20 protein-coding genes and 1 riboswitch are annotated in these 25,778 nt (G+C 72.3%); of the genes, 18 read left to right on the top strand and 2 right to left on the bottom strand.

What is annotated here, in order from left to right:
- The first annotated feature begins 122 nt into the window (after positions 1-122).
- From ACZ5DC_RS15515 to ACZ5DC_RS15495, 5 genes are all read left to right on the top strand, one after another.
- The gene (locus ACZ5DC_RS15515; RefSeq protein WP_171155529.1) at positions 123-911 is read left to right on the top strand and encodes an ABC transporter ATP-binding protein; all 789 of its coding nucleotides are present in this window, start codon (positions 123-125) and stop codon (positions 909-911) included.
- Positions 908-3,490, top strand: a complete 2,583-nt coding sequence (locus tag ACZ5DC_RS15510) for an ABC transporter permease (protein ID WP_468652947.1) — start codon at positions 908-910, stop codon at positions 3,488-3,490. Before ACZ5DC_RS15515 ends, ACZ5DC_RS15510 begins: the two co-directional genes overlap by 4 nt.
- Positions 3,491-3,727: 237 nt before the next feature.
- Complete coding sequence (gene mfd, locus ACZ5DC_RS15505; RefSeq protein ID WP_468652945.1) at positions 3,728-7,282, top strand: transcription-repair coupling factor; 3,555 nt, start codon at positions 3,728-3,730, stop codon at positions 7,280-7,282.
- A gap of 99 nt (positions 7,283-7,381) precedes the next feature.
- Positions 7,382-7,594 (top strand): MerR family transcriptional regulator, encoded by a 213-nt coding sequence (locus ACZ5DC_RS15500; RefSeq protein WP_468652943.1) that lies wholly within the window; start codon positions 7,382-7,384, stop codon positions 7,592-7,594.
- Between the two features lie 202 nt (positions 7,595-7,796).
- Positions 7,797-8,519, top strand: a complete 723-nt coding sequence (locus ACZ5DC_RS15495) for an HNH endonuclease family protein (protein WP_468652941.1) — start codon at positions 7,797-7,799, stop codon at positions 8,517-8,519.
- 169 nt (positions 8,520-8,688) lie between these two features.
- Here the strand turns inward: ACZ5DC_RS15495 and ACZ5DC_RS15490 are convergent, their stop codons facing one another.
- Together ACZ5DC_RS15490 and ACZ5DC_RS15485 are read right to left on the bottom strand one after the other, a co-directional pair.
- Positions 8,689-9,441, bottom strand: a complete 753-nt coding sequence (locus ACZ5DC_RS15490; protein WP_468652940.1) for a hypothetical protein — start codon at positions 9,439-9,441, stop codon at positions 8,689-8,691.
- An 85-nt stretch (positions 9,442-9,526) separates the two neighbouring features.
- A complete protein-coding gene (locus ACZ5DC_RS15485; RefSeq protein WP_468652938.1) occupies positions 9,527-10,225 on the bottom strand; it encodes a hypothetical protein in 699 nt (232 codons plus the stop codon).
- Positions 10,226-10,413: 188 nt separating this feature from the next.
- On the opposite strand from ACZ5DC_RS15485, the gene ACZ5DC_RS15480 reads away from it, so the two are divergent.
- From ACZ5DC_RS15480 to ACZ5DC_RS15420, 13 genes are all read left to right on the top strand, one after another.
- On the top strand, positions 10,414-12,735 hold the full coding sequence (locus ACZ5DC_RS15480; RefSeq protein ID WP_468652936.1) for an N-6 DNA methylase: 2,322 nt from the start codon (positions 10,414-10,416) through the stop codon (positions 12,733-12,735).
- A gap of 201 nt (positions 12,736-12,936) precedes the next feature.
- A complete protein-coding gene (locus tag ACZ5DC_RS15475) occupies positions 12,937-13,587 on the top strand; it encodes a hypothetical protein (protein WP_468652934.1) in 651 nt (216 codons plus the stop codon).
- 17 nt (positions 13,588-13,604) lie between these two features.
- A complete protein-coding gene (locus ACZ5DC_RS15470; RefSeq protein WP_468653533.1) occupies positions 13,605-15,119 on the top strand; it encodes a protein kinase domain-containing protein in 1,515 nt (504 codons plus the stop codon).
- A gap of 154 nt (positions 15,120-15,273) precedes the next feature.
- The gene (locus ACZ5DC_RS15465; protein WP_468652932.1) at positions 15,274-16,101 is read left to right on the top strand and encodes a glycoside hydrolase domain-containing protein; all 828 of its coding nucleotides are present in this window, start codon (positions 15,274-15,276) and stop codon (positions 16,099-16,101) included.
- 156 nt (positions 16,102-16,257) lie between these two features.
- Positions 16,258-16,905, top strand: a complete 648-nt coding sequence (locus ACZ5DC_RS15460) for a SurA N-terminal domain-containing protein (protein WP_366749659.1) — start codon at positions 16,258-16,260, stop codon at positions 16,903-16,905.
- A gap of 108 nt (positions 16,906-17,013) precedes the next feature.
- On the top strand, positions 17,014-18,003 hold the full coding sequence (locus ACZ5DC_RS15455) for a nucleoside triphosphate pyrophosphohydrolase (protein WP_468652930.1): 990 nt from the start codon (positions 17,014-17,016) through the stop codon (positions 18,001-18,003).
- 154 nt (positions 18,004-18,157) lie between these two features.
- Positions 18,158-19,471, top strand: a complete 1,314-nt coding sequence (locus ACZ5DC_RS15450; protein WP_468652928.1) for a cytochrome P450 family protein — start codon at positions 18,158-18,160, stop codon at positions 19,469-19,471.
- A 218-nt stretch (positions 19,472-19,689) separates the two neighbouring features.
- Positions 19,690-20,784 carry a transglycosylase family protein gene (locus tag ACZ5DC_RS15445; protein ID WP_468652926.1) on the top strand — a complete coding sequence of 365 codons (1,095 nt, stop codon included), beginning with the start codon at positions 19,690-19,692 and terminating at the stop codon, positions 20,782-20,784.
- A 183-nt stretch (positions 20,785-20,967) separates the two neighbouring features.
- A riboswitch (cyclic di-AMP (ydaO/yuaA leader) is annotated at positions 20,968-21,139 on the top strand.
- Between the two features lie 4 nt (positions 21,140-21,143).
- Positions 21,144-21,875 carry a transglycosylase family protein gene (locus tag ACZ5DC_RS15440; RefSeq protein ID WP_468652924.1) on the top strand — a complete coding sequence of 244 codons (732 nt, stop codon included), beginning with the start codon at positions 21,144-21,146 and terminating at the stop codon, positions 21,873-21,875.
- Between the two features lie 296 nt (positions 21,876-22,171).
- The gene (gene eno / locus ACZ5DC_RS15435) at positions 22,172-23,473 is read left to right on the top strand and encodes a phosphopyruvate hydratase (protein ID WP_041665249.1); all 1,302 of its coding nucleotides are present in this window, start codon (positions 22,172-22,174) and stop codon (positions 23,471-23,473) included.
- 105 nt (positions 23,474-23,578) lie between these two features.
- Entirely contained in the window at positions 23,579-24,055 is a 477-nt protein-coding gene (locus ACZ5DC_RS15430) for an FtsB family cell division protein (RefSeq protein WP_366749654.1), read from the top strand.
- Between the two features lie 49 nt (positions 24,056-24,104).
- Positions 24,105-24,710 carry a DUF501 domain-containing protein gene (locus ACZ5DC_RS15425; protein ID WP_468652921.1) on the top strand — a complete coding sequence of 202 codons (606 nt, stop codon included), beginning with the start codon at positions 24,105-24,107 and terminating at the stop codon, positions 24,708-24,710.
- A complete protein-coding gene (locus ACZ5DC_RS15420) occupies positions 24,707-25,648 on the top strand; it encodes a Ppx/GppA phosphatase family protein (RefSeq protein WP_468652919.1) in 942 nt (313 codons plus the stop codon). The genes ACZ5DC_RS15425 and ACZ5DC_RS15420 overlap by 4 nt, the downstream gene beginning before the upstream one ends.
- Positions 25,649-25,778 lie beyond the last annotated feature (130 nt).

Below are 25,778 nucleotides of genomic sequence, written 5' to 3'. Positions count from 1 at the left end.
CGGGGCTCCGCACCAGCGCGCGGCACCCCCGCCGACCGCGAGACTCATCGACGTAACCCAGGACGACGCCCGGAACCCCGGGACATCGACCACGACTTGTCAACCGACATAGGAGACATACCGTGACATCGGCTGTGACCATTCCCAGGCACGGGGGCACTGGAGGGCGTACGGCCGTTGCCGCGCGGGCGCGGCAGGTCGTGAAGGCGTACGGGTCGGGCGAGACCCGTGTCGTCGCCCTGGACCACGTCGACGTGGACATCGCCCGCGGCCAGTTCACCGCGATCATGGGCCCCTCCGGGTCCGGCAAGTCCACCCTGATGCACTGCCTCGCCGGCCTGGACACCGTGACGAGCGGTCAGATCCACCTGGACGAGACCGAGATCACCGGCCTGAAGGACAAGAAGCTCACCCAGCTGCGCCGGGACCGGATCGGCTTCATCTTCCAGGCGTTCAACCTCCTGCCGACGCTGAACGCGATCGAGAACATCACGCTGCCCATGGACATCGCCGGCCGCAAGCCCGACCGGGCCTGGCTGGACCGCGTGGTGGAGACCGTCGGGCTCGCCGGGCGCCTCAAGCACCGCCCCACCCAGCTCTCCGGCGGCCAGCAGCAGCGCGTCGCCGTGGCCCGCGCGCTCGCCGCCCGCCCGGAGATCATCTTCGGGGACGAGCCGACCGGAAACCTCGACTCGCGCGCGGGAGCCGAAGTCCTGGGCTTCCTGCGCCGCTCGGTGGACGAACTCGGCCAGACCATCGTCATGGTCACCCACGACCCCGTGGCCGCCTCCTACGCCGACCGCGTGCTCTACCTCGCCGACGGCCGGATCGTCGACGAGATGTACCAGCCGACGGCCGAGCAGGTCCTGGACCGCATGAAGGACTTCGACGCCCGGGGGCGCACGTCATGACCGTGCTGAAGACCTCGATGCGCAACTTCCTCGCGCACAAGGGCCGCATGGCGCTGTCGGCGATCGCGGTCCTGCTGTCGGTGGCGTTCGTGTGCGGCACGCTCGTGTTCACCGACACCATGAACACCACCTTCGACAAGCTCTTCCAGGCCACGTCCTCGGACGTCCAGGTCAGCGCCAAGGGCTCCTCCGACACCGGGCAGACCACCTCCCGCACCGGCAAGCCGCCCGTGCTGCCCGCCTCCGTGGTCGCCAAGGTCCGCGGGGCCCGGGGGGTGCGGTCGGCCGAGGGCACGGTGTTCTCCACCGCGGTCACCGTCGTCGACGCCGGCAAGGACAAGCTGTCGCCCACCAGCGGCGCCCCCACCATCGTCGGCAGCTGGAACGGCAACGACGCCCGCACCATGGAGATCACCTCCGGTACCGCGCCCAAGGGCCCGGACCAGGTGATGGTCGACGCCGACACCGCCGGCAAGCACCACCTGAAGCTCGGCGACGAGATCAGCGTGATCACGGCCGTCGGCACGCACCACGCGCGCGTGTCCGGCATCGCCGCCTTCAAGGTCACCAACCCCGGCGCGGCGATCTTCTACCTGGACACGAAGACCGCCCAGCGGACCCTCGTCGGCCGGACCGGCGTCTACACCGACGTCAACGTCATGGCCGCCCAGGGCGTCACCGACGCGCGGCTGAAGGAGAACGTCACCGCCGTCCTCGGGCACGGCTACAAGGTGCAGACCGCCAAGGAGGTCGCCGACGCCAACCAGAAGGACGTCCAGAGCTTCCTGAACGTCATGAAGTACGCGATGCTCGGCTTCGCCGGGATCGCCTTCCTCGTCGGCATCTTCCTGATCATCAACACCTTCTCCATGCTGGTCGCCCAGCGCACCCGCGAGATCGGCCTGCTGCGCGCCATCGGCTCCTCCCGCAAGCAGGTCAACCGGTCCGTGCTGCTCGAGGCGCTGCTGCTCGGCGTCCTCGGCTCGGTGCTCGGCGTCGGCGCGGGCGTCGGCATCGCGATCGGCCTGATGGAACTCATGGGCCAGATCGGCATGAACCTGTCCACCGACGACCTCACCGTCGCCTGGACCACCCCCGCCATCGGCCTGCTCCTCGGCGTGGTCGTCACCGTCCTCGCCGCCTACCTGCCCGCCCGGCGCGCCGGCAAGGTCTCCCCGATGGCCGCCCTGCGCGACGCGGGCGCCCCGGCCGACGCCAAGGCCGGTGCCGTCCGGGCCGTGACCGGCCTGCTCCTGACCGCCGCCGGCGGCTGGTGCCTGTACACCGCCGCCACCGCCGACCAGGCCAAGACCGGCTCGGGCTGGCTGGGCCTGGGCGTGGTGGCCACGCTCATCGGCTTCGTCGTCATCGGCCCGCTGCTCGCCGCCGGACTGGTCCGCGTCCTCGGCGCGGTCCTCCTGCGGGTCTTCGGACCCGTGGGCCGCATGGCCGAGCGCAACGCGCTGCGCAACCCGCGCCGCACCGGCGCCACCGGCGCCGCCCTGATGATCGGCCTCGCCCTGGTGGCCTGCCTGTCGGTGGTCGGCTCCTCCATGGTGGCCTCGGCCACCGACCAGCTGGACAAGACCGTGGGCACCGACTTCATCATCCAGGGCGAGCAGGAGTACAACCTGATCAAGCCCCAGATGGTGCAGAAGATCAAGGACACGCCCGGCCTGGAGCGGGTCACCGAGTACAAGCTCCTGGACGCGTCCCTGACCACACCGGACGGCCGGGTCTCCAAGAAGGAGACCATCAACGCGGCTGACGCGACCTACGTCCAGGACCTGCGCACCAAGACCGTCGCCGGTGACCTCGCCGACGCCTACAAGCCCGACTCGATGTCCGTCTTCGAGGGCTTCGCCAAGGACCACGGCATCAAGCTCGGCTCCACGGTCGCCGTCCACTTCGAGGACGGCCGCACCGCGAAGCTGACCGTCCGGGCGATCACCAGCGACGAGGTCGTCGTCGACAAGGGCGCCATGTACGTCTCGATCGCCACCGCCGCCAGGTACGTCCCGGCCGGCCGCATGCCCCTCGACCAGCTCATGTTCGCCACCGCCAAGGACGGGCAGGAAGCCGCCGCCTACAAGGCGCTGAAGTCGGTGGTGCGCGACGACCCGGCGCTGACCGTGCGCGACCAGACCGACTACAAGCAGGCGCTGAAGGACCAGATCGGCCAGCTGCTGAACATGATCTACGGCCTGCTGGCCCTCGCGATCATCGTCGCGGTCCTCGGTGTGGTGAACACCCTGGCCCTGTCGGTGGTCGAGCGGACCCGGGAGATCGGCCTCATGCGGGCCATCGGTCTCTCCCGCCGCCAGCTGCGCCGCATGATCCGCCTGGAGTCCGTGGTGATCGCCGTCTTCGGCGCCCTGCTCGGCCTGGGGCTCGGCATGGGCTGGGGCGCGACCGCCCAGAAGCTCCTCGCCCTGGAGGGCCTGAAGGTCCTGGAGATCCCCTGGCCGACGATCACCGGCGTCTTCGTCGGCTCGGCCTTCGTGGGCCTGTTCGCCGCGCTGATCCCGGCGTTCCGCGCGGGCCGCATGAACGTCCTGAACGCCATCGCGACCGACTAGCGGTCCAGCCGGAAGGGGCTGGGCCGACGGCCACCGCACACGGGGGTTGCGGCGGGCGGACCCGGTGCCGGGAGTCCTGCGGGACTTCCCGGCACCGGGTTTCCGCGCTGTGCGCCGGCCCGGGGTTGTCCACAGCCGCCCGCACCTCCGCCCCCGCCGTCGTACGCTGGACAGCCCCGGCCCGTCGCACGAGTCGGGCCCTTCGTGTTGCCGACCCCCTGGACGGAAAGCCCCTCCATGAGCCTGCACGGTCTGCTCGACGCCGTAGTCAAGGACCCCGCCCTCGCGGAAGCGATCAGGGCGGCGGCGGACGGCAACCGCCCGCACGTCGACCTGGTCGGCCCCCCGGCGGCCCGGCCCTTCGCCATCGCCGCCCTGGCCCGTGAGGCCGGCCGCCCGGTGCTGGCGGTGACCGCGACCGGCCGGGAGGCCGAGGACCTCGCCGCCGCCCTGCGCTCCCTGCTGCCCGAGCAGGGCGTCGTGGAGTACCCCTCCTGGGAGACCCTCCCGCACGAGCGGCTCAGCCCCCGCAGCGACACCGTCGGCCGCCGCCTAGCCGTCCTGCGCCGCCTCGCCCACCCCCGCCCCGACGACCCCGAGACCGGCCCGGTCTCCGTCGTCGTCGCCCCCGTGCGCTCCGTCCTCCAGCCGCAGGTCAAGGGCCTCGGCGACCTGGAACCGGTGGCGCTGCGGACCGGCCAGAGCGCCGACCTGGACGACGTCGTCGAAGCCCTCGCGGCCGCCGCCTACGCGCGCGTGGAGCTGGTCGAGAAGCGCGGCGAGTTCGCCGTGCGCGGCGGCATCCTGGACGTCTTCCCGCCCACCGAGGAACACCCCCTGCGCATCGAGTTCTGGGGCGACGACGTCGAGGAGATCCGCTACTTCAAGGTCGCCGACCAGCGCTCCCTCGAAGTAGCCGAGCACGGCCTGTGGGCGCCCCCCTGCCGCGAGCTGCTGCTCACCGACGACGTCCGCGCCCGCGCGCGTGCCCTCGCCGAGGAACACCCGGAACTCGGCGAACTCCTGAACAAGATCGCCGAGGGCATCGCGGTCGAGGGCATGGAGTCCCTGGCCCCGGTCCTCGTGGACGACATGGAGCTGCTGCTCGACGTCCTGCCCGAGGGCGCCATGGCCGTCGTCTGCGACCCGGAGCGGGTCCGCACCCGCGCCGCCGACCTCGTCGCCACCAGCCAGGAGTTCCTCCAGGCGTCCTGGGCGGCCACCGCCGGCGGCGGTGAGGCCCCGATCGACGTCGGCGCGGCCTCCCTGCGGTCCATCGCCGACGTCCGCGACCGCGCGCGCGAGCTGGACATGATGTGGTGGTCGGTGTCCCCGTTCGCCGCCGACGAGGAACTGACAGATCCGTTCGCCGCCGACGCGGCGGGCGACACCCTCAAGCTCGGCATGCACGCCCCCGAGACCTACCGCGGCGACACCGCGCGGGCCCTCGCCGACACCAAGGGCTGGCTCGCCGACGGCTGGCGCGCGGTGTTCGTCACCGAGGGCCACGGCCCGGCCGCCCGCACGGCGGAGGTCCTCGGCGGCGAGGGCATCGCCGCCCGCCTCGACAACGACCTCGGCGAACTCAGCCCCTCCGTGGTGCACGTCTCCTGCGGGTCGATCGAGTACGGCTTCGTGGACCCGGCGCTCCGACTCGCCGTGCTCACCGAGACCGACCTGTCCGGGCAGCGCACCGCCACCCGCGACGGCGCCCGGATGCCGGCCCGCCGCCGCAAGACCATCGACCCGCTCACCCTGGAGCCGGGCGACTACATCGTCCACGAGCAGCACGGCGTGGGCCGCTACATCGAGATGGTGCAGCGCACCGTCCAGGGCGCCACCCGCGAGTACCTGGTCGTGGAGTACGCGCCCGCCAAGCGCGGCCAGCCCGGCGACCGGCTGTACATCCCGACCGACCAGCTGGAGCAGATCACCAAGTACGTCGGCGGCGAGGCACCCACCCTGCACCGCCTCGGCGGCGCCGACTGGACGAAGACCAAGGCGCGCGCGAAGAAGGCCGTCAAGGAGATCGCCGCCGACCTGATCAAGCTCTACAGCGCCCGCATGGCCGCCCCCGGCCACGCCTTCGGCGCCGACACCCCCTGGCAGCGCGAGCTGGAGGACGCCTTCCCGTACGCGGAGACCCCGGACCAGCTCACCACCATCGCCGAGGTCAAGGAGGACATGGAGAAGTCGGTCCCCATGGACCGCCTGGTCTGCGGCGACGTCGGCTACGGCAAGACCGAGATCGCGGTCCGGGCCGCCTTCAAGGCCGTACAGGACGGCAAGCAGGTCGCCGTCCTCGTCCCCACGACCCTGCTGGTGCAGCAGCACTTCGGCACGTTCTCCGAGCGGTACGGACAGTTCCCGGTGAAGGTGCGGGCCCTGTCCCGCTTCCAGACCGACACCGAGGCCAAGGCCGTCCTGGAAGGGCTGAAAGACGGCTCCGTGGACGTCGTCATCGGCACCCACCGCCTGTTCTCCTCGGAGACCAAGTTCAAGGACCTGGGCCTGGTCATCGTCGACGAGGAGCAGCGCTTCGGCGTCGAGCACAAGGAGCAGCTGAAGAAGCTCCGCGCCAACGTCGACGTGCTGACCATGTCCGCCACCCCGATCCCGCGCACCCTGGAGATGGCGGTCACCGGCATCCGCGAGATGTCCACGATCACCACGCCCCCGGAGGAGCGCCACCCGGTGCTCACCTTCGTCGGGCCCTACGAGGAGAAGCAGATCGGCGCCGCCATCCGCCGCGAACTGCTGCGCGAGGGCCAGGTCTTCTACATCCACAACCGTGTCGAGTCCATCGACCGCGCCGCCGCCAGACTCCGCGACATCGTCCCCGAGGCCCGCATCGCGACCGCCCACGGCCAGATGTCGGAGTCCGCGCTGGAGCAGGTGGTCGTCGACTTCTGGGAGAAGAAGTTCGACGTCCTCGTCTCCACCACGATCGTCGAGTCCGGCATCGACATCTCCAACGCCAACACGCTGATCGTGGAGCGCGGCGACACCTTCGGCCTGTCCCAGCTGCACCAGCTGCGCGGCCGCGTCGGCCGTGGCCGCGAGCGCGGCTACGCGTACTTCCTGTACCCGCCGGAGAAGCCGCTGACGGAGACCGCGCACGAGCGCCTGGCCACCATCGCCCAGCACACCGAGATGGGCGCCGGCATGTACGTCGCGATGAAGGACCTGGAGATCCGCGGCGCCGGCAACCTGCTCGGCGGCGAGCAGTCCGGGCACATCGCGGGCGTCGGCTTCGACCTGTACGTCCGCATGGTCGGCGAGGCCGTCGCGGACTACCGGCGCCAGCTGGAGACGGGCGGGATCGAGGAGGAGGCCCCGCTCGAGGTCAAGATCGAGCTGCCGGTCGACGCGCACGTCCCGCACGACTACGCGCCCGGCGAGCGGCTGCGCCTCCAGGCGTACCGTTCGATCGCCTCGGCCAACTCCGAGGAGGACATCAAGGCCGTCCGCGAGGAACTCACCGACCGCTACGGCAAGCTGCCCGAGCCGGTGGAGAACCTGCTGCTGGTCGCCGGGCTGCGGATGCTCGCGCGCGCGTGCGGCGTCGGCGAGGTCGTCCTCCAGGGCACCAACATCCGCTTCGCGCCGGTGGAACTGCGCGAGTCGCAGGAACTGCGGCTCAAGCGGCTCTACCCGGGCACGGTCATCAAGCCCACCGCCCACCAGGTGCTGGTCCCGCGCCCGAAGACCGCGAAGGTGGGCGGCAAGCCGCTGGTCGGCCGCGAACTGCTGGCCTGGGTCGGCGAGTTCCTCACCTCGGTCCTGGGGTGACGGCGGACGTACGGGGGCGGGGCGCGCGAGCGGACCGGTGAGCCGGCCTAGGTCACCGGGACGGCGCCGCGCGCCCTGCGCCACCAAGAGCAGCAGGGTGTGATCACGTCCGTGCGTGCGGCCAACGGCCACCGCGCGCACGCCACCGGCACGGCCGTCCGGGTCCGCGGCATCCGCCGGCTGCCGGAGGCGGGCCGCACCCCGGACGACGTACGGGCGTTCCTGCCCTGCCTGGACGACGACGGTACGGGGGCCGGCGGGGCGGCTGTTCTCGTTGCTCTTCTCGGTCACGCGGCGATCGCCGGACCCTGACCCTGACCCAGTGGCAAGGTCAAGCCCGGCCGGGGCGCGCGGACGGCAACGGCCCGTCACCTTCTCCCACAGTCACCCGGTTTGCTCCCCGGCGCCCCCTTTGCGCTGGCATCTGACGGGCCACAGCGGGCAGTTACGGTGGTGAGCGGAACGATCCGCCCGCGCCCGCGGGGCGGACCAGGGTGAGGGAGGGAGACGCACTGTGACGCGTCCGAGGGGCGGAGCGGCCATCGCCGTGGCGGTGCTGGTCGCCGTGACCGGCTGCACGGCCGAGCAGACCGAGGGGGCCTCCGGGCCCGCGAAAAGCGGAAGCGGAACCGGAGGCGCGGCCCTGGCCGCCGTCGACTCGCTGACCGTCAAGGGGCGCGCGCCGAAGACCGGTTACTCCCGGGAGCGGTTCGGCACCGCCTGGGCGGACACCGACTCCAACTCCTGCGACACCCGCGACGACATCCTCAAACGCGACCTGAAGCAGGTGCGGTTCAGCGGCGGCCACTGCAAGGTCTCCTACGGGCTGCTGGACCCCGACCCCTACTCCGGCAAGGACATCACCTACCGGCGCGGTCGCAGCCAGGTCGACATCGACCACCTCGTCGCCCTCTCCGACGCCTGGCAGAAGGGCGCCAAGTACTGGGACGCCAGCAAGCGCATAGCGCTGGCCAACGACCCCCTGAACCTCCTCGCGGTCGATGCCGCCACCAACCGCGGCAAGGGCGACGGCGACGCGGCCACCTGGCTGCCGCCGGAGAAGTCCTACCGGTGCGCCTATGTCGCCGCCCAGGTCGCGGTCAAGAAGAAGTACGGCCTGTGGGTCACCGCCGCCGAGCGGAACGCCATGAGGAAGGTCCTCGCCGGCTGCCCCGGCCAGAAGCTCCCCGCCGGCGGCAACCCCACCAAGGCACCCGAGCGCTTCCGGGCCCGGTGACCCGCGCCCGGTGACCCGCACGGGCACCGGCCGCACCACCGTCCCGCCACCGGGCACTTCGCTGTCCCGCCCGGGGCGGATGCGCCACCCCCTGTGACCCCGCGCCGGGCCACCCCGCCCCCCGGGCACCGGCCGTTCCGGCGCGTCGGCCGCCGTGGTGCGTCGGCTGTTACAGCGCGTCCAGGTCGACGATCTCGCCCGTGGGCTTCTTCGCGGGCACCGGCTTGCCGTAGTCGAGGAACGACAGGTGCTCCGGCTCCTTCCCGCCGGACGCGCTGTCGACCCGCAGCAGGTACGGCTTGCCCTCGGTCGCCACGTACGCCGTGTAGCGCTCCTTGCCGTCCTTCTCGTGCAGGGTGATCGCGGGCGCGCCGTCGACCTGCGTCGTCTTCCCGCGGGTGGTGCCCGCCGTGCCGCCGCCGCTCATGTCGCCGAGGACCGAGTCCAGGTCGCAGAAGCTCGCGATGTCCTTGGCGTCCTGGCCCTTCACGGCCATCTTGGTCCACTTCCCGGCCAGCATGTCCACGGCCGCCTGCGTGTCCTCCTTGGACTCGCCCTCGCTCTGGGCGCGCAGGAACGCCTCGTCGTACTTCATGTAGACGGTGCTGCCCGTCTTGATCAGGTCGGCCTTGCCCTGCCCGCTCATGCGCATCGTGCCGGCGCACTGGCCGTCGTGGTCGATGGCCATGTCGATGTCGATGACGCCCTTGCTCTCGTCGTCGGTGACCCGGCCCTTCAGCCGCACGGACGAGGCGCCCGTGGTGGCCTTCAGCGCGCGGTCGGCGATCTGACCGCCGCTCAGCCCGGCGAACGGGCCCTTCGGCTTGCTGTCCGCCGAGTCCTGCCCCGGCTGGCAGCCGGTGGTGAGTCCCGCCGTGGCCGCGGCGGCGAGACAGAGGGCGGCGAGTGCGGTACGACGCATGACGGTTTCCTTGTTGAGAGAAGTGGGTGCTGAGAGGTGGGGGGTTGGTAAGTGCCCCGTGAGAAGTGGGGCGTGAGCGGACGGGTCAGGCCTTCTTCCAGGTGCCGCAGTCGTTCGTCTTGAAGTAGGCGTCCGACGGGCTGATGGTGACGACGGCCGTACCGGTGACGTTGTTGTTCGCGATGATCGAGTCCAGCCCGTGGCCGGCGTCCTTCGTACGCTCCCAGTAGCAGGAGTCGTCGGCGTTGCCGGTCGACCTGTAGGTGCCCGGCGCGATGTCCGTGCCGACCTTGAACATGCCCCCGTCCCCGTCCATCGAGGAGGCGGGCGTGCCCTTCGCCTTCGGGTCCACGGCCTCCCAGTCCTCGCAACCGCTGGACTTGAACAGCTTGTCGGTGGCCTTGACGGTCACGTAACTGGTCCCGCTGACATTGTCGTTGGCGAGCAGGGAGTCCAGTTCGCCGGAGGCGTCCTTGGCGCGCTCCCAGTAGCACATGCCGTCGTCGTTACCGGTCGTGCGGTACGTCCCCGGCTTCACGTCGGTACCGACCCGGTACTCGCCGTCGCCCCCGAAGGCGGCCATCTTCGCGGGCTTCGCCTCGGACTTCCCGGCTCCCCCCGAGCCCTTCCCGGCACCGGACTTGTGCCCGGCCGACGCCGAGGACCCCTTGTCGCCACCGCCGGAACCACCGTCCTTGCCGTCGCCGCCGGCGTTGGCGGACACGGCGCCGATGACGACGATCCCCACGACGGCACCGAGCGCGACCTTGGCCTTCATCCCCATGGCGAACCCCTCCCCAGACGTTGCGGCCTCCCCCTCCGGTGGCCGCTCGTTCGCTGGGTCAATAAGACCAGAGCCTGTGAACCGAGTCAACACGATTCACAGATCGAGTGGAGTACACGCCGTGAACTGCCATCCCTTGTGTACGTCGGTATGCTCGGTGCTCACACGGGACGAGGGGAGCGGGGCCGGTGCAGGACAACGCGACAGAGGTGACCGCCGCCGGTATCGCGCGGCTGGCCGGGGTGGGCCGCGCCGCCGTCAGCAACTGGCGCCGCCGGCACGCCGACTTCCCGAAACCGGTGGGCGGCACCGAGACCAGCCCGTCCTTCGCGCTCGCCGAGGTCGAGGCCTGGCTGCGCAAGCAGGGGAAACTCGCCGAGGTGCCGTTGCGCGAACGTGTCTGGCAGCAACTCGCCGGGCACCCGGAAGGACCGCTGCCGGCCCTGGTGCAGACCGGCTGTGTGCTGCTGCTGATCCACGAGCGGCCCACCGTCTGGCTCGACGCGAGCGCGGGCTCCGACGCCCGGCTGGCCGCGATCCTGTCCGGGGCGCTGGACCAGGTGCTGATCCCGCGTCTCGGGGGACCGGCGGGCCGGGCGGGGCGCCAGGCACGGGGCGCGGCCGGGGCTGTCGGCGCCGGGGCTGTGCACACCGGAGCCCAGGCCGGCCGTGTGAACCCCGCTCCCACGCCCCCGGCCGTGAACACCTCACCGACGCCACCGCCTGTGAACACTCCACAGACGCCCCAGCCCGTGAACACCCAGTCGGTTCCGCACACCGCGCAGACCGTTCACACCGCCCCGGCAACCACTCCGGTCGCCCCAATGGCCATAGCAACCTCAGGCACCTCACCAACCTCGGGCACCTCAGGCACCTCAGCCGCCCCGGCCCTCCGCACCCCCACCGGCCCCCAACTCCTCCTCTCCGCCCCCCTCCTGCGCGGTGCCGCCGAACTGGCCGCCGAGATGGGCGCACGGCAGGCGTTCGAGTTCCTGCTGGGCCGGCACCTGGACGCCAACCCCCGCCAGTACACGCTCACCCCGGCCGAACTCGCCGGTCTCATGGCCGACCTGGCCGGCCCGGCCCGCACCGTCCTCGACCCCGCCTGTGGCACCGGGGCCCTGCTGCGCGCCGTGGCCACCCGCCCCGACCAGGAGCTGTACGCCCAGGACAGCGCCCCCGAACTGGCCGCGATCAGCGCGCTGCGGCTCGCGCTGCACAGTCGGGCCACCGTGCGCGCCGCCGCCGGTGACACCCTGCGCGCCGACGCGCACCCCGCTCTGCGCGCCGACGTCGTCCTGTGCCATCCGCCGTTCAACGAGCGCAACTGGGGTCACGACGAACTCGCCTACGACCCCCGCTGGGAGTACGGCTTCCCGGCCCGCACCGAGTCCGAACTGGCCTGGGTGCAGCACGCGCTGGCCCGGCTGACCGACGGCGGCACCGCCGTGCTGCTCATGCCGCCGGCCGCCGCGTCCCGCCGTTCCGGGCGCCGGATCCGCGCCGATCTGCTGCGCCGGGGCGCGCTGCGGGCCGTGGTCGCGCTGCCGGTCGGGGCGGCACCGCCGTACAACATCCCGCTGCACCTGTGGGTGCTGCGCCGGCCCGACCGGGCGCCGGCGACGCCGGAGGTGCTGCTCGTGGACACCGGGAGGTTCGCCGGGGAGGGGCGGGGCGGTCCTGACTGGGAGGCGGTGCGAAAGGCCGTGACGGACGCCTGGGGCGCCTTCACGCGCGCGGGGCGGCTGGCGGAGCGGCCGGGGCTCGCCCGTTCGGTTCCGGTCATCGACCTCCTGGACGACGACGTGGACCTGGCTCCCGCCCGCCATCTGCCGCCGGCCGCGGTGGCCGACGGCGCGGAGCAGCTCACGCGGGTGCGTGAGCGCCTGGGCGCCACCCTGCGCCTGACCACCGACCTCACCCCGCCCCCGGCCGACCCGGCGCCGGCCGCCCGCTGGCCGCTGACCACGGTCGGTGAACTCGCGCGCGGGGGCGCGCTGGTGATGCGCAGCGGCGGGAACGGCGGCCACGCGCGCGTGCCGGTGCTCACCGACCATGACGTGCTCGCCGGAACGGCGCCTTCGGGCACGCTCCCGGAGAGCGAGGAGGAGGCCGTACTGACCGAGCCGGGGGACGTCGTCGTACCGGTGGTCGGCGGGGGATCGGTGGCGCGCGTGGTCGACGAGGCGGCCGGGGGCGCGGTCCTGGGGCGCAACCTCGTGCTGCTGCGCGCGGACCGGTCGGCCCTCGACCCGTGGTTCCTCGCCGGGTTCCTGCGGGGCACGGCCAACAACCGGCAGGCCAGCAGCTACGCCTCCACGGCGACCCGGCTGGACGTGCGCCGGCTCCAGCTGCCCCGGCTCCCGCTGGAGGAACAGCGGCGCTACGGCGACCGGTTCCGCGCGCTGGACGAGTTCGAGCGGGCGCTCAGGCAGGCGAGCCGGCTCGGGGAACAACTGGTGCGCGGGATGTACGACGGCCTGACGGACGGCACGGTCGCACCCGACTGAGCCCGGTCACGGAACGCGGCCCGGCCGAACGGTTCCGGCCGGGCCCCGTGGAGCGACCGGACCGCGTGAAGTGATCAGTGCGACAACGGTTCGGCACAACCCGGGACCCGTTGTCCGTGTCGGCCTATACGCTCGGACTCCGACCGGGACACCGTCCCGTCGGCGTCCGTCCCATCGGTCCCACTCGGTCCAGGAGCAGTCATGTACGGCCATGGCGCGGTGCCGCCTCCCCGCAGCGCGGGAAAGGTCATATCCCTGCGCGTGATGTTCGCGGCGGCCGGGGCGCTCACCTGCGGACTGCTGTCGTGCCTGCCGTTGTTCCGGCTGGCCTTCGTGCGGGGCCGCTGGTCCGACTGGCTGTGGGCCTGGCTGAGCCTGCCGCTGTCCATCACCGGGTTCGTGGTGGTCGGTGAAGTGCCGGAGACGGACTGGCGCAGCGACGTCGCCCTGGGCCTGCTCATGCTCCTCGGCGTGGCGTCCGCGGTGTACTACCTGGTCGTGGACATCCGGGTGCACCAGCGTCAGCGGGTCGCCGGGTTCCCCCTCGCGCACGCCGTCACCCACGCCCCGCCCGTGCCCGGACCCTACGGTTTCGGGCACGCGGCGCCGCCGTACACCGCGTCCGTGCCGGCCCCGCAGCACCCCGTACCGCCCACGCACCCCACGCCGGTGCCCCGCCCGCACACCCCGGTACCCGGGCCGCCGCACACCGGGGCCGTGCCCCCGGTCCCCGGGCCGCCCCAGCGCCCCGCGCCCGCCCGCATCGACCAGGTACGCGCCGAGCTGGACGAACTCAGCGACTACCTGCGCCGGCACGACGGACACGAGGGATCCGGCGAGGGCGGACGGTGACCGTGACGCCAGGACGCATGGTCGCCGGCCGGTACGAACTGTCCACGCTCATCGGGCAGGGCGGCATGGGCCAGGTCTGGACGGCGTACGACCGACGGCTCGACCGGCGTGTGGCGGTGAAGCTGCTGCGCCCGGACAAGGTGGCGGGCCAGGAGGCGGACGAGCTGCGCCGCCGCTTCGTGCGCGAGTGCCGGGTGACCGCGCAGGTGGACCACCCCGGCCTGGTGACGGTGCACGACGCGGGCAGCGAGGGCGATGAGCTGTTCCTCGTCATGCAGTACGTCGACGGCGCCGATCTCTCCGACCACCTCGCCGAGCACGACCCGTACCCGTGGCAGTGGACGGTCGCGGTGGCGGCGCAACTGTGCGCCGTGCTGAGCGCCGTGCACGCCGTGCCGATCGTGCACCGCGACCTCAAGCCGCGCAACGTGATGGTGAAGCAGGACGGCACGGTCACCGTCCTCGACCTGGGCGTGGCCTCGGTGATGGACACCGACACCACGCGCCTCACGCACACCGGCTCCCCGATCGGCTCGCCCGCCTACATGGCGCCGGAGCAGGCGATGGGCGGCGCGGTCGGCCCGTACACCGACCTGTACGCGCTCGGCGTGCTGATGCACGAACTGCTCAGCGGCGAGGTGCCGTTCGCGGGCTCCACCGCCCTGGGTGTGCTGCACCGGCATCTGTACGAGCCGCCGCTGCCCGTGCGCCGGATCCGCCCCGAGGTCCCCGAGGCGCTCGAGGGGCTGGTGCTGCGGCTGCTCGCCAAGGACCCGCAGCACCGGCCGGCGTCCGCGCAGGAGGTGTACGAGGCCCTGGCGCTGCTCCTGCCCGCGCGTGGGACGCCCACCGGAGCGCCCCTGGACCCCACGCGCCCCTTCCTGCGCCCGCACGCCCCCTGGCCGGACCGCGCACGGACCCCCGCGCCCCAGCCCGCACCCGTCGCGCCGGCGCCGCCGGTGGCCGAGAAGCCCGATGTCGCCGCCGCCGTGGACGATGTCAAACGGCTGCTCGGCGAGGGCCGCATCACACAGGCCGTCGACATCCTCGGCGCGATCCTGCCGGCCGCCGCCGAGCAGCACGGCGAGCACTCACCGGTCGTACGCACCCTGCGCAAGCAGTACGCGGCCACGCTCATGGACGACGGCCAGTACCGGCGCGCGCTGCCCGAACTGCGCCGGCTCGCCGACGAACGCGCCGCCGAGGCCGGCCAGGCCGACCCGCAGTCGCTGCGCTACCGCTACGAGGCCGCGCAGTGCCTGGAGCAACTGGGCGAACCGGCGGCGGCGCTCGCCGAGTACCGCGCGCTGCTGCCGTACTACGAGAACCAGTACGTCGCCGGGGACCCTCAGCTCGCCCACGAGGTGCGCCGCCGCATCGGCCATCTGCTGCTCGCCCTCGGCGACCGGCCGGCCGCCCACGACACCCTCGCCCGGCTCGTCCTGGACGTCGAGCGGCTGCACGGCCCCGGCCATCCGCTGGCCGCGGAGATCCGGCGGACCCTCCAGTGGCTGGGGCAGGTACGCGGGTAGCCGCGCGGAGACTTCGCCGGGTTCTGAGAGAATCCTGCGCACGCAAGGGGCTCGCGTTTCCCGGCGCCGGACCCGGCGCCCGATACGTTTCGCTTCGTTTTCGCCAGGCACGCACGCGCGTCGACGCGCCGTGCGACAAGCAGGGGTGGGGTTCATGGCAGGTCATCGGCAGTCGAAGAAGCGCAGGTACCTCACCTGGGCGGTGGCGGGCGCGGCCGTCGTCACGGGGGCCGGGATCGCCGCCCAGACCTCCATGGCCGCCACCACCTGGCCGGCTCAGAAGACCTTCACGGGCCGGGCGTTCGACACCTGCACCGCCCCCTCGCTGTCGGCCATGAAGGCCTGGCACACCGGCTTCTACGGCGCCGCCGCCGTCTACGTGGGCGGCAAGAACCGCGGCTGCGCCCAGCCCAACCTCACCGCCTCCTGGGTGAAGTCGGTCAACTCCCTCGGCTGGAAGCTCATCCCGATCTACGTCGGCGCCCAGCCGCCCTGCCAGACCGGCTCCAGCCCCGAGAAGCTGTCCGCCGTGACCGCGGCGTCCCTCGGCGTGACCGACGCCAAGGACGCGGTCGCCAAGGCGTCGGCGCTCGGCATGAAGGCGGGCAGCCCCGTCTACCTCGACATGGAGCCGTACGACGTCCAGAACAAGACGTGCAACGACGCCGTGCTCACGTACGTCCGCTCGTTCATGAAGACGCTGCGGTCCAAGACCTACCGCGGCGGTTACTACGGCTTCACCAGCTCCAGCGCCAAGGCCGTCGCCACCGCCAAGGACAAGACGGACCTGCCGGGCAACCTCTGGTACGCGCTGTGGGACAAGCAGAACACCACGACCGCGGACTGGCCGTGGGGCGCGACCCAGTACACGGGCCACAGCCGCGCCCACCAGTACATGGTGAACAGCAAGGAGGCGCACGGCGGCGTCACGCTGACCGTCGACCGGGATGCCTGGGACGCGCCCGTGGCCATCGTCGGCTGACCCGGCCGGCCCGGCGGCCCCTCGGGGGGCGGCGCGGCGGTGCCCGAAGCGCGCGTGAATCGTTGGTCGAATGGGTTGGCCGCAGCCTGCCCACTGCCTACCATCGATCACCGCAAGACTTTGTGCACCGCCGCACAATCTCCCTGGGAGGTCCCCTTGCACCGCCGCCGCACCGCGCTCGTCCTCACCGCCGTGACCGCCGCCGCGGCCCCCCTGCTGACCGCCTGTGGAAGCGACGCGCACCCGGGCGCCGCGGCCGTCGTCGGCGGGCAGCGGATCACCGTCGCCCAGCTGGAGGGCCGGGTCAACGAGGTCCGCCGGGCGCAGCGGGCCGCGGTGCCGGACGAGGCGCAGTACCAGCAGGTCGTCTCCTCGACCAGCGCCCTGACCCGCGACACCCTGCACAACATGGTGCTCGACCGGGTGCTGCACCGCGCCGCGCGGGACGCGGGCATCGGCGTCACCCGCAAGGAGATCCAGCAGATGCGCGGTGAGCTGGAGCGGCAGGCCGGCGGCGGCAAGGGCCTGGAGACGGCCTGGTTGCAGAAGTACGGCATCGCCCCGGCCCGCCTCGACGACAACCTGCGCCTGCAACTGGAGGCGCAGAAGCTGGCCGCGCGGCTCGGCACCGACACGAGCCAGCCCGCCTTCTGGAAGGCCCTGTCCAAGGCGTCGGAGGAGCTCCACGTCGACCTCAACCCGCGCTACGGCTCCTGGGACGTGCAGAAGAGCAGCCGCGTGGACGCCGGGACGCCGTGGGTACGGGAGGTCACGACGGCGGGCGGGGAGCCGGTGACGGCGTAGGCGGGCCGCCGGCCGGCGCGGCGACGCGCCGGTCATACGATCAGACGACCACGTGGGGCCTGTGGACAACCCGATCCGCTCCCTCGCCCCGTGGGTTACGTTCGGATCGTGAACGAAACCAGCCCCGAGGCCCGTGGGGGAGCCGCCCCCGGCCGCATCGTCCTGCTCACCACCAGCCACCGCGTCGCCCCCGGTCTGCTGTCCTGGCCCGCCTGGCAGGCCCTGCGCACCGCCGACGCCGTGCTGTGCGCGGACGGAGCCCATCCGCAGCTTCCGTATCTGCGCGAGGCCGGGATAGCCGTGGCGGAGGCGTCCCCCACCGCCCAGGAGCTGGTCGACGCCTGTGCCGGCGGCCGCACGGTGGTGGTCCTGGCCACCGGCGAGGGAGAGCCCGCCCTCACCGACGGCCTCGCCCGGCTCGCGGGCTCCGGCCGGATCGCCATGCCGGAACTGGAGCTGCTCCCCGCCTCCTACGACCTGCCCGGCGCCCGCCTGCTGGACCTCGTGCAGGTCATGGACCGCATCCGCGCCGAGTGCCCGTGGTCCTCCCGGCAGACCCACGAGGGCCTGGCGAAGTACGGCATCGAGGAGGCCTACGAACTGGTCGAGGCGATCGAGGCCGGCGACCGCGCGGAACTGCGCGAGGAGCTGGGTGACGTACTCCTCCAGGTCGTCTTCCACTCCCGCATCGCCGAGGAGGACCCGGACGCGCCGTTCTCCGTCGACGACGTCGCCGGCGGCATCGTCGCCAAGCTCATCCACCGGCACCCGCACGTCTTCGGCGACGAGCGGGCCGAGACCCCCGAGGACGTCAAGGAGCACTGGCTGCGCACCAAGGCCGAGGAGAAGCGGCGCGAGTCGGTCACGGACGGCGTCCCGCTCGGCCAGCCCGGCCTGGCCCTCGCCGCCAAGCTCGCCTCCCGCACCCGCACGGCCGGCCTCGACGTCCCGCTGCCGCAGGGGGACGGCATCGGCTACGAGCTGCTGGCGCTGGCGGCCCGCGCCGAGGCGGCGGGCACCGACCCGGAGGCGGCCCTGCGCGCGGCGGCCCGCGCCTACCGGGACGCGATACGAGCCGCCGAGGGCCTGCCGGCCTAGTGCCGGCGGCCGTCCGCCGCGGGGGGGGGGGCCCGCCCGGCGCTACTGCCGGCCCCCCGCGGCGGACGCCGTCCCCACCCCGCTGTCACCCCACCCCGTCCCCACCCCACCCCGCCTCGTCCGACGCCCCCGGCGGGCCGGATACGGTCGAGGTGTGACCGACCAGCCCTGCCCCGCCGAGCCGTCCTCCCACCCCGCCCAGCCGTCCTCCCACCCGGGCGAGCCGGCCCCCGCCCTCTTCACCTGGGAGTTCGCCACCGACCCCTATCCCGCCTACGCCTGGCTGCGCGAGCACGCCCCCGTGCACCGGACGCGGTTGCCGAGCGGGGTCGAGGCATGGCTGGTCACCCGGTACGCCGATGCCCGGCAGGCCCTGGCCGACCAGCGGCTCAGCAAGAACCCGGCGCATCACGACGAGCCCGCGCACGCCAAGGGCAAGACCGGTATCCCCGGCGAGCGCAAGGCCGAGCTGATGACGCATCTGCTGAACATCGACCCGCCGGACCACACCCGGCTGCGTCGGCTGGTCAGCAAGGCCTTCACGCCCCGCCGGGTCGCCGAGTTCGCGCCCCGGGTGCAGGAGCTGACCGACCACCTCATCGACCAGTTCGCCCGGCGTGGCTCCGCCGACCTCATCCACGAGTTCGCCTTCCCGCTGCCCATCTACGCCATCTGCGACCTGCTCGGCGTCCCGCGCGAGGACCAGGACGACTTCCGGGACTGGGCGGGCATGATGATCCGGCACGGCGGAGGCCCCCGGGGAGGCGTCGCCCGGTCGGTGAAGAAGATGCGCGGCTACCTCGCCGAGCTCATCCACAAGAAGCGCGAGGCACTGCCCGCCGAGCCCGCGCCCGGCGAGGACCTGATCTCGGGCCTCATCCGCGCCTCCGACCACGGCGAGCACCTCACCGAGAACGAGGCCGCCGCCATGGCCTTCATCCTCCTGTTCGCCGGCTTCGAGACCACCGTCAACCTCATCGGCAACGGCACCTACGCCCTGCTCACACACCCCGGGCAGCGCCGGAGACTGGAGGAGTCCCTGGCGCGCCGGGAGACGGACCTGCTGGCGACCGGCGTGGAGGAACTGCTGCGCTACGACGGCCCGGTGGAGCTGGCCACCTGGCGGTTCGCCACCGAGCCGCTCACCATCGGCGGACAGCGGATCGCGCCGGGCGACCCGGTGCTCGTGGTCCTCGCCGCCGCCGACCGGGACCCGGAGCGGTTCGGCGACCCGGACGTGCTGGACCTCGCCCGCCGCGACAACCAGCACCTCGGCTACGGCCACGGCATCCACTACTGCCTCGGCGCGCCGCTCGCCCGCCTGGAGGGTCAGACCGCGCTCGCCACCCTGCTCACCCGGCTGCCCGACCTGCGGCTGGCCGCGGACCCGGCCGAACTGCGCTGGCGCGGCGGACTCATCATGCGCGGCCTGCGCACCCTGCCGGTGGAGTTCACACCCGGCGCCTGAACAGCGCGCGCCTGCCGGACACACCGTCCGACCTGGTACGGCAGGACCCCGCACGGTTTCTGCAAGAGAACATGACAGACGTTCAACTCTGTGATCTTCACGTGATCTGTGCGGCATGAACTTGTGACAAGTGATCGTCTGCCGATACGTTCACCCATCAGCGCGGCGACCGGCTCCGTCCGCCGCGCCGGTCCTGCTGTCGCTCGAAAGGCTTCTGCATGCTCTCCGGGAACGGCCGACACCGTCGCCCCCGCCAGGCCCCGGCTCTCCTCGTCGCGGCCGGAGTGACCGGCTCCGCCATCGCCATCCCGCTGCTCGGCGCGGCGAGCGCCAACGCGGCCGACGGCACCACGTGGGACAAGGTGGCCGAGTGCGAGAGCGGCGGCTCGTGGAGCGCGGACACCGGCAACGGGTACTACGGCGGCCTGCAGATCTCGCAGGAGGACTGGAACGCCTACGGCGGCGGCCAGTACGCGGCCAGCCCCGACCAGGCGAGCCGCAACCAGCAGATCGCCGTCGCCGAGAAGATCCTCGCCGACAAGGGCACCACGCCCTGGGCCACCTGCGCCCTGCTGTCCGGTCTCACCGAGGGCTCGGGTTCGACGCACGTCGACACGGGCGTCGGCGGTTCGGGCGGTTCAGGCGGTTCGGGCAGTGCGCACGGTTCGGGTAAGACGTCCGGATCGGGGGGCAACTCCGGTACGTCCGGTTCCTCCGGCAGCTCCGACTCGTCCGGTCTGCCGGATTCGTCGCCCTCCGCGGACGCGGACTCCGGCGCCGACTCCGGCTCCGGGGCCGGTTCCTCCTCGGGCGAGGCCACCACCACTCCGAGCGCCAAGCCGGACAAGGACGCCGGTACGGCCACCGGTTCGGCGAGGACCGACACCCCCAAGTCCGACAAGTCCACCACTGCGGACGCCGGAAGCCCGCAGGGAACCGGCAGCGCGCCCACCGCCACCCCGGACACCGGGGTCGGGAACGACCCGCAGCAGGCCGCCGGTTCCTGGAGCCTGGTCGACACCGGGTCCCTCGGCGGCGGACGCCACCGGGGCGCGAGCGCGGACGAGAGCAGCGGGGACGAAAGCGTGACAAACGGTCAGAACGCCGCGTCTTCCGGCCGGCACGCCTCCCATGACACGGACACGTATACGGTCCGTCAGGGCGACACGCTGGCCTCCATCGCCGACTCCCTTGACGTCGACGGCGGATGGCGCGCGCTGTACGCCGGCAACAAGAAGGCCATCGGGACCGACCCGAATCACATCAGTGCCGGTCAGACCCTGGAAGTCGGGGGCGAAACGGGCGCGAAGTAGGGGGAGTTGGCGTCCCGCTTAGCGCCCTAATGTCCGGTTTGGTGAAAGTGTGGGATGAGTCTCAGAAGCCCTGATCGTCTTTGAAATTCCGCGGATCGCGTGTCTACGGTCGTGATCGCTCGTCACCACGAGCCCCGGCAGCCGCAACGCCGAATCCTGCCAGCGGTTGCCCGGGAACAGTCGTCGCGTCAAGCGCCGTAGGCAGGAGCGGGGGACCCAAGGTAGGTGCCGGGCCCGGCAGTTGATGCCGGAACCGGCTCGGGGTGAAGCCGCACCCGCGTGAGCGGAGTGCGGCCGGGCAACTCAACCGGCCCGAACCCGACAGCTCACCTCGCAGGCGTCGGTGAGGGGATCGATCCATGCTGTTTTCCAGCAAGGGCAAGCACCGTCGTCCGTCCAAGGCCGTCCGCGCCGTCGCGCTCGCCGGTGTCACCGGTGCCGCCGTCGCCGCTCCGTTGATGGCGGCCGGCAACGCCTCCGCCGCCACCGCCTCCCAGTGGGACACGGTCGCGCAGTGCGAGTCCGGTGGCAACTGGTCCATCAACACCGGCAACGGCTACTACGGCGGTCTGCAGTTCTCCGCCTCCACCTGGGCCGCGTACGGCGGCACGCAGTACGCCGGCACCGCCGACAAGGCGAGCAAGGCGCAGCAGATCTCCGTCGCCGAGAAGGTCCTCGCCGCTCAGGGCAAGGGCGCCTGGCCGGTCTGCGGCACGGGCCTGTCCGGCACCCCGTACAACGGCTCCGCGCCGAGCACCTCCACCCCGAGCACCTCCAACGGCTCCAGCACCTCCAACGGCTCGGGCGGCTCCACCGCCACCCGCTCCACCGGTGAGCAGGCCGCCTCCCGCTCCGCCGAGCGTCCGGCCGCGAGCGCGAGCAAGGGCCAGGGCAAGACCGTCACCACCCCGACCGGCAAGAAGGTCAAGAAGGGCGACGGCGAGTACAAGGTCGTCACCGGTGACACCCTCAGCTCCATCGCCGGCGAGCACCACGTGCAGGGCGGCTGGCAGAAGCTGTTCGAGCTGAACAAGGACATCGTCGAGGACGCCAACCTGATCTACCCCGGTCAGCAGCTGCACCTGAAGTAAGACCCGCCCGGCGGCCCGCGCCCGCGCGCGGGCCCGCCGAAGGCCCCCAGCGGGCCGTACCCCCGTCCCCACGGGCTCCCCGCCCTGGTGCGTGTTCCCCCGTACGCACCAGGGCGGGGCTTTTTGCGTCCACCGGCCCGGAACCCTTTGTTTCGGCGAGAAACAAAAGGTACCGTCGGCGTGTCCACGGGACGGTCGGTCGGTGGCCGACGCCCCCGGGACGGTTAGGCTCTAGTCGCAAGGCACAGCCGTAAGGCACACCGCCCCGCACTTCCAGCGTCACATCCAAGAAGGAGATGCTCGTGCCGTCCATCGACGTCGTCGTAGCCCGGGAAATCCTGGACTCCCGAGGCAACCCCACGGTCGAGGTCGAGGTCGGCCTCGACGACGGCAGCACGGGTCGTGCCGCCGTCCCGTCCGGCGCCTCGACCGGCGCCTTCGAGGCCATCGAGCTCCGCGACGGCGACCCGAACCGCTACCAGGGCAAGGGCGTCGAGAAGGCCGTCCTCGCCGTGATCGAGCAGATCGGTCCCGAGCTGGTCGGCTACGACGCCACCGAGCAGCGCCTGATCGACCAGGCCATGTTCGACCTGGACGCCACCGACAACAAGGGCTCCCTCGGCGCCAACGCCATCCTCGGCGTCTCGCTCGCCGTCGCGCACGCCGCCTCCGAGGCCAGCGACCTCCCCCTCTTCCGCTACCTGGGCGGCCCGAACGCGCACCTGCTGCCGGTGCCGATGATGAACATCCTGAACGGCGGCTCGCACGCCGACTCCAACGTGGACATCCAGGAGTTCATGATCGCTCCGATCGGCGCGGAGTCCTTCTCCGAGGCCCTGCGCTGGGGCACCGAGGTCTACCACACCCTGAAGAAGGTCCTGAAGAGCAAGGGCCTGTCCACCGGCCTCGGCGACGAGGGCGGCTTCGCCCCGAACCTCGGCTCCAACCGTGAGGCCCTCGACCTCATCCTGGAGGCCATCAAGGAGGCCGGCTACATCGCCGGCCAGCAGATCGCCCTCGCGCTCGACGTGGCCGCCTCCGAGTTCTACAAGGACGGCAAGTACCTCTTCGAGGGCAAGGAGCGCTCCGCCGCCGAGATGACGGAGTACTACGAGGAGCTCGTGGCGGCCTACCCGCTCGTCTCCATCGAGGACCCGCTGTTCGAGGACGACTGGGCCGGCTGGAAGGTCATCACCGACAAGCTCGGCGACAAGGTCCAGCTGGTCGGCGACGACCTGTTCGTCACCAACCCCGAGCGCCTCGCCCGCGGCATCGAGGAGGGCGCCGCCAACGCCCTGCTGGTCAAGGTCAACCAGATCGGCTCGCTGACCGAGACCCTGGACGCCGTCGAGCTGGCCCAGCGCAACGGCTTCAAGTGCATGATGTCGCACCGCTCCGGCGAGACCGAGGACGTCACCATCGCCGACCTGGCCGTCGCCACCAACTGCGGCCAGATCAAGACCGGTGCCCCGGCCCGCTCCGAGCGCGTCGCCAAGTACAACCAGCTGCTGCGCATCGAGGAGATCCTCGACGACGCGGCGGTGTACGCGGGCCGCAGCGCGTTCCCGCGTTTCCGCGGCGGGATCTCCAAGGGCTGACCCATCCTGGCGTAGGGCTCAGCCAGTCGTACGTACGTCCCCGTGCTCGGTCCCGTACCGTGTCCGGGGACGTACGCGCGTGTGAAAGGGGAGGCGGAGAGCCAGATGGCCGTGAGGGACCGGGACCGTTTCTCCACCGCGACCAGGCTGCGGCTGCTCGGCGAGCAGACCGCGGCCCGGGTCTACCGTTCCCAGACCAAGCGGCAGGCCCGCCGCTCTCGGCTCACCGGCCGCGCGGCCCTGCTCGCGCTCGTGCTGTGCACGATGATCGTCGCCCTCGCCTACCCGATGCGGCAGTACGTCTCCCAGCGCGAGCAGATCGCCGACCTGGAGCGGCAGCGGCAGCAGGCCCGTGAACGCGTCGAGCAGCTGCGAGACCTGAAGGCGCGCTGGCAGGACGACGCCTACGCCGAGCAGCAGATCCGCCGCCGGCTGCACTACGTGATGCCCGGCGAGACCGGGTACGTGGTGGTCGACCCGGGCGCGGCCCGGCAGTCCCGTGCGGACCTCGGGGCCGCCCGCCGGCCCTGGTACACGAACGTCTGGGAAGGCGTCGACAAGGCCGACGCCTCCGACCAGTGACCGGTCCGTCCGGTCCGGCAACCGACACCAACCCACCCTGAAAGCAGTCATGGAAACCCCTCCGCCGCCCACTCCGCGCACCGAGCCCACCGACGCGGACGTAGAGGCCTTCAAGCAGCAGCTGGGCCGTCCGCCGCGCGGCCTCAGGGCCATCGCGCACCGCTGCCCGTGCGGTCAGCCGGACGTCGTGGAGACGGCGCCGCGCCTGCCCGACGGCACGCCCTTCCCGACGCTGTACTACCTGACGTGCCCGAAGGCGTCCTCCGCCATCGGCACGCTGGAGGCGAACGGCGTGATGAAGGAGATGACCGAGCGGCTGGGCCGCGACCCCGAGCTGGCCGCCGCGTACCGCGCCGCGCACGAGGACTACATCCGCCGCCGGGACGAGATCGAGGTCCTCCAGGGCTTCCCGAGCGCGGGCGGCATGCCGGACCGGGTGAAGTGCCTGCACGTGCTCGTCGCCCACTCGCTGGCCGCCGGCCCGGGCGTGAACCCGCTCGGCGACGAGGCCCTGGCGATGCTGCCGGAGTGGTGGCGCAAGGGGGCCTGCGTGACGCTGCCCGGCGTGCCGGCCGGCGAGGGCTGGCAGACCGAGAACACGGAGGACGGCTCGGGGTACTTCGCCGTCCGGCCCATCGAGGAGGACGGCCAGTGACCCGTGTCGCCGCCATCGACTGCGGTACCAACTCCATCCGTCTGCTGGTCGCGGACGCCGACCCGGCGACGGGCGAACTGACCGACCTGGACCGCCGGATGACGATCGTGCGGCTCGGCCAGGGCGTCGACCGCACCGGACGGCTCGCGCCCGAGGCGCTGGAGCGCACCTTCGCCGCCTGCCGTGAGTACGCGGAGGTCATCAAGGAGCACGGCGCCGAGCGCCTGCGCTTCGTCGCGACCTCCGCCTCCCGCGACGCCGAGAACCGCGAGGATTTCGTGCGCGGGGTGCTGGACATCCTCGGGGTCGAGCCGGAGGTCATCACCGGTGACCAGGAGGCCGAGTTCTCCTTCACGGGCGCCACGAAGGAGCTCACCGGCCGTGCCGACCTCGCCCGGCCCTACCTGGTCGTGGACATCGGCGGCGGCTCCACCGAGTTCGTCGTCGGCGACGACCACGTGCGCGCCGCCCGGTCGGTGGACGTCGGCTGCGTGCGGATGACCGAGCGGCACCTGGTGCACGGCGGCGAGGTGAGCGACCCGCCCACCGAGGACGAGATCGCCGCCATGCGGGCCGACATCGAGGCCGCCCTGGACCTCGCCGAGCAGTCGGTCCCGCTGCGCGAGGCGCACACCCTGGTGGGCCTGGCCGGGTCCGTCACCACGGTGTCCGCCATCGCCCAGGAGCTGCCCGCGTACGACTCCACGCGCATCCACCACTCCCGGGTCTCCCGGGACCGGGTGCGCGAGATCACCGAACGGCTGCTGCGCTCCACGCACGCCGAGCGCGCCGCGATCCCGTCCCTGCACCCGGGCCGGGTCGACGTCATCGGCGCGGGCGCCCTCGTCCTGCTCGCGCTGATGGAGCGGACCGGCGCCGAGGAGGTCGTGGTGAGCGAGCACGACATCCTCGACGGCATCGCCTGGTCCGTGGCGTGACGCGTGGCGTGGCTCTCTTTTGTTACCGAGCAGTAGCCACCTGCTGAGCAGGTTGGATAACGTTTGAGCGGTGCCCGGGGCCCCCTGGAGGGGCCCCTGGTCATACCCCGGCGGAAACCTTCGTGAAGTT

The sequence above is a fragment of the Streptomyces sp. NPDC031445 genome (assembly GCF_055581365.1).
Note: the sequence above shows the minus strand (reverse complement) of the source record. Positions and strands in the feature narration are given on the sequence as shown.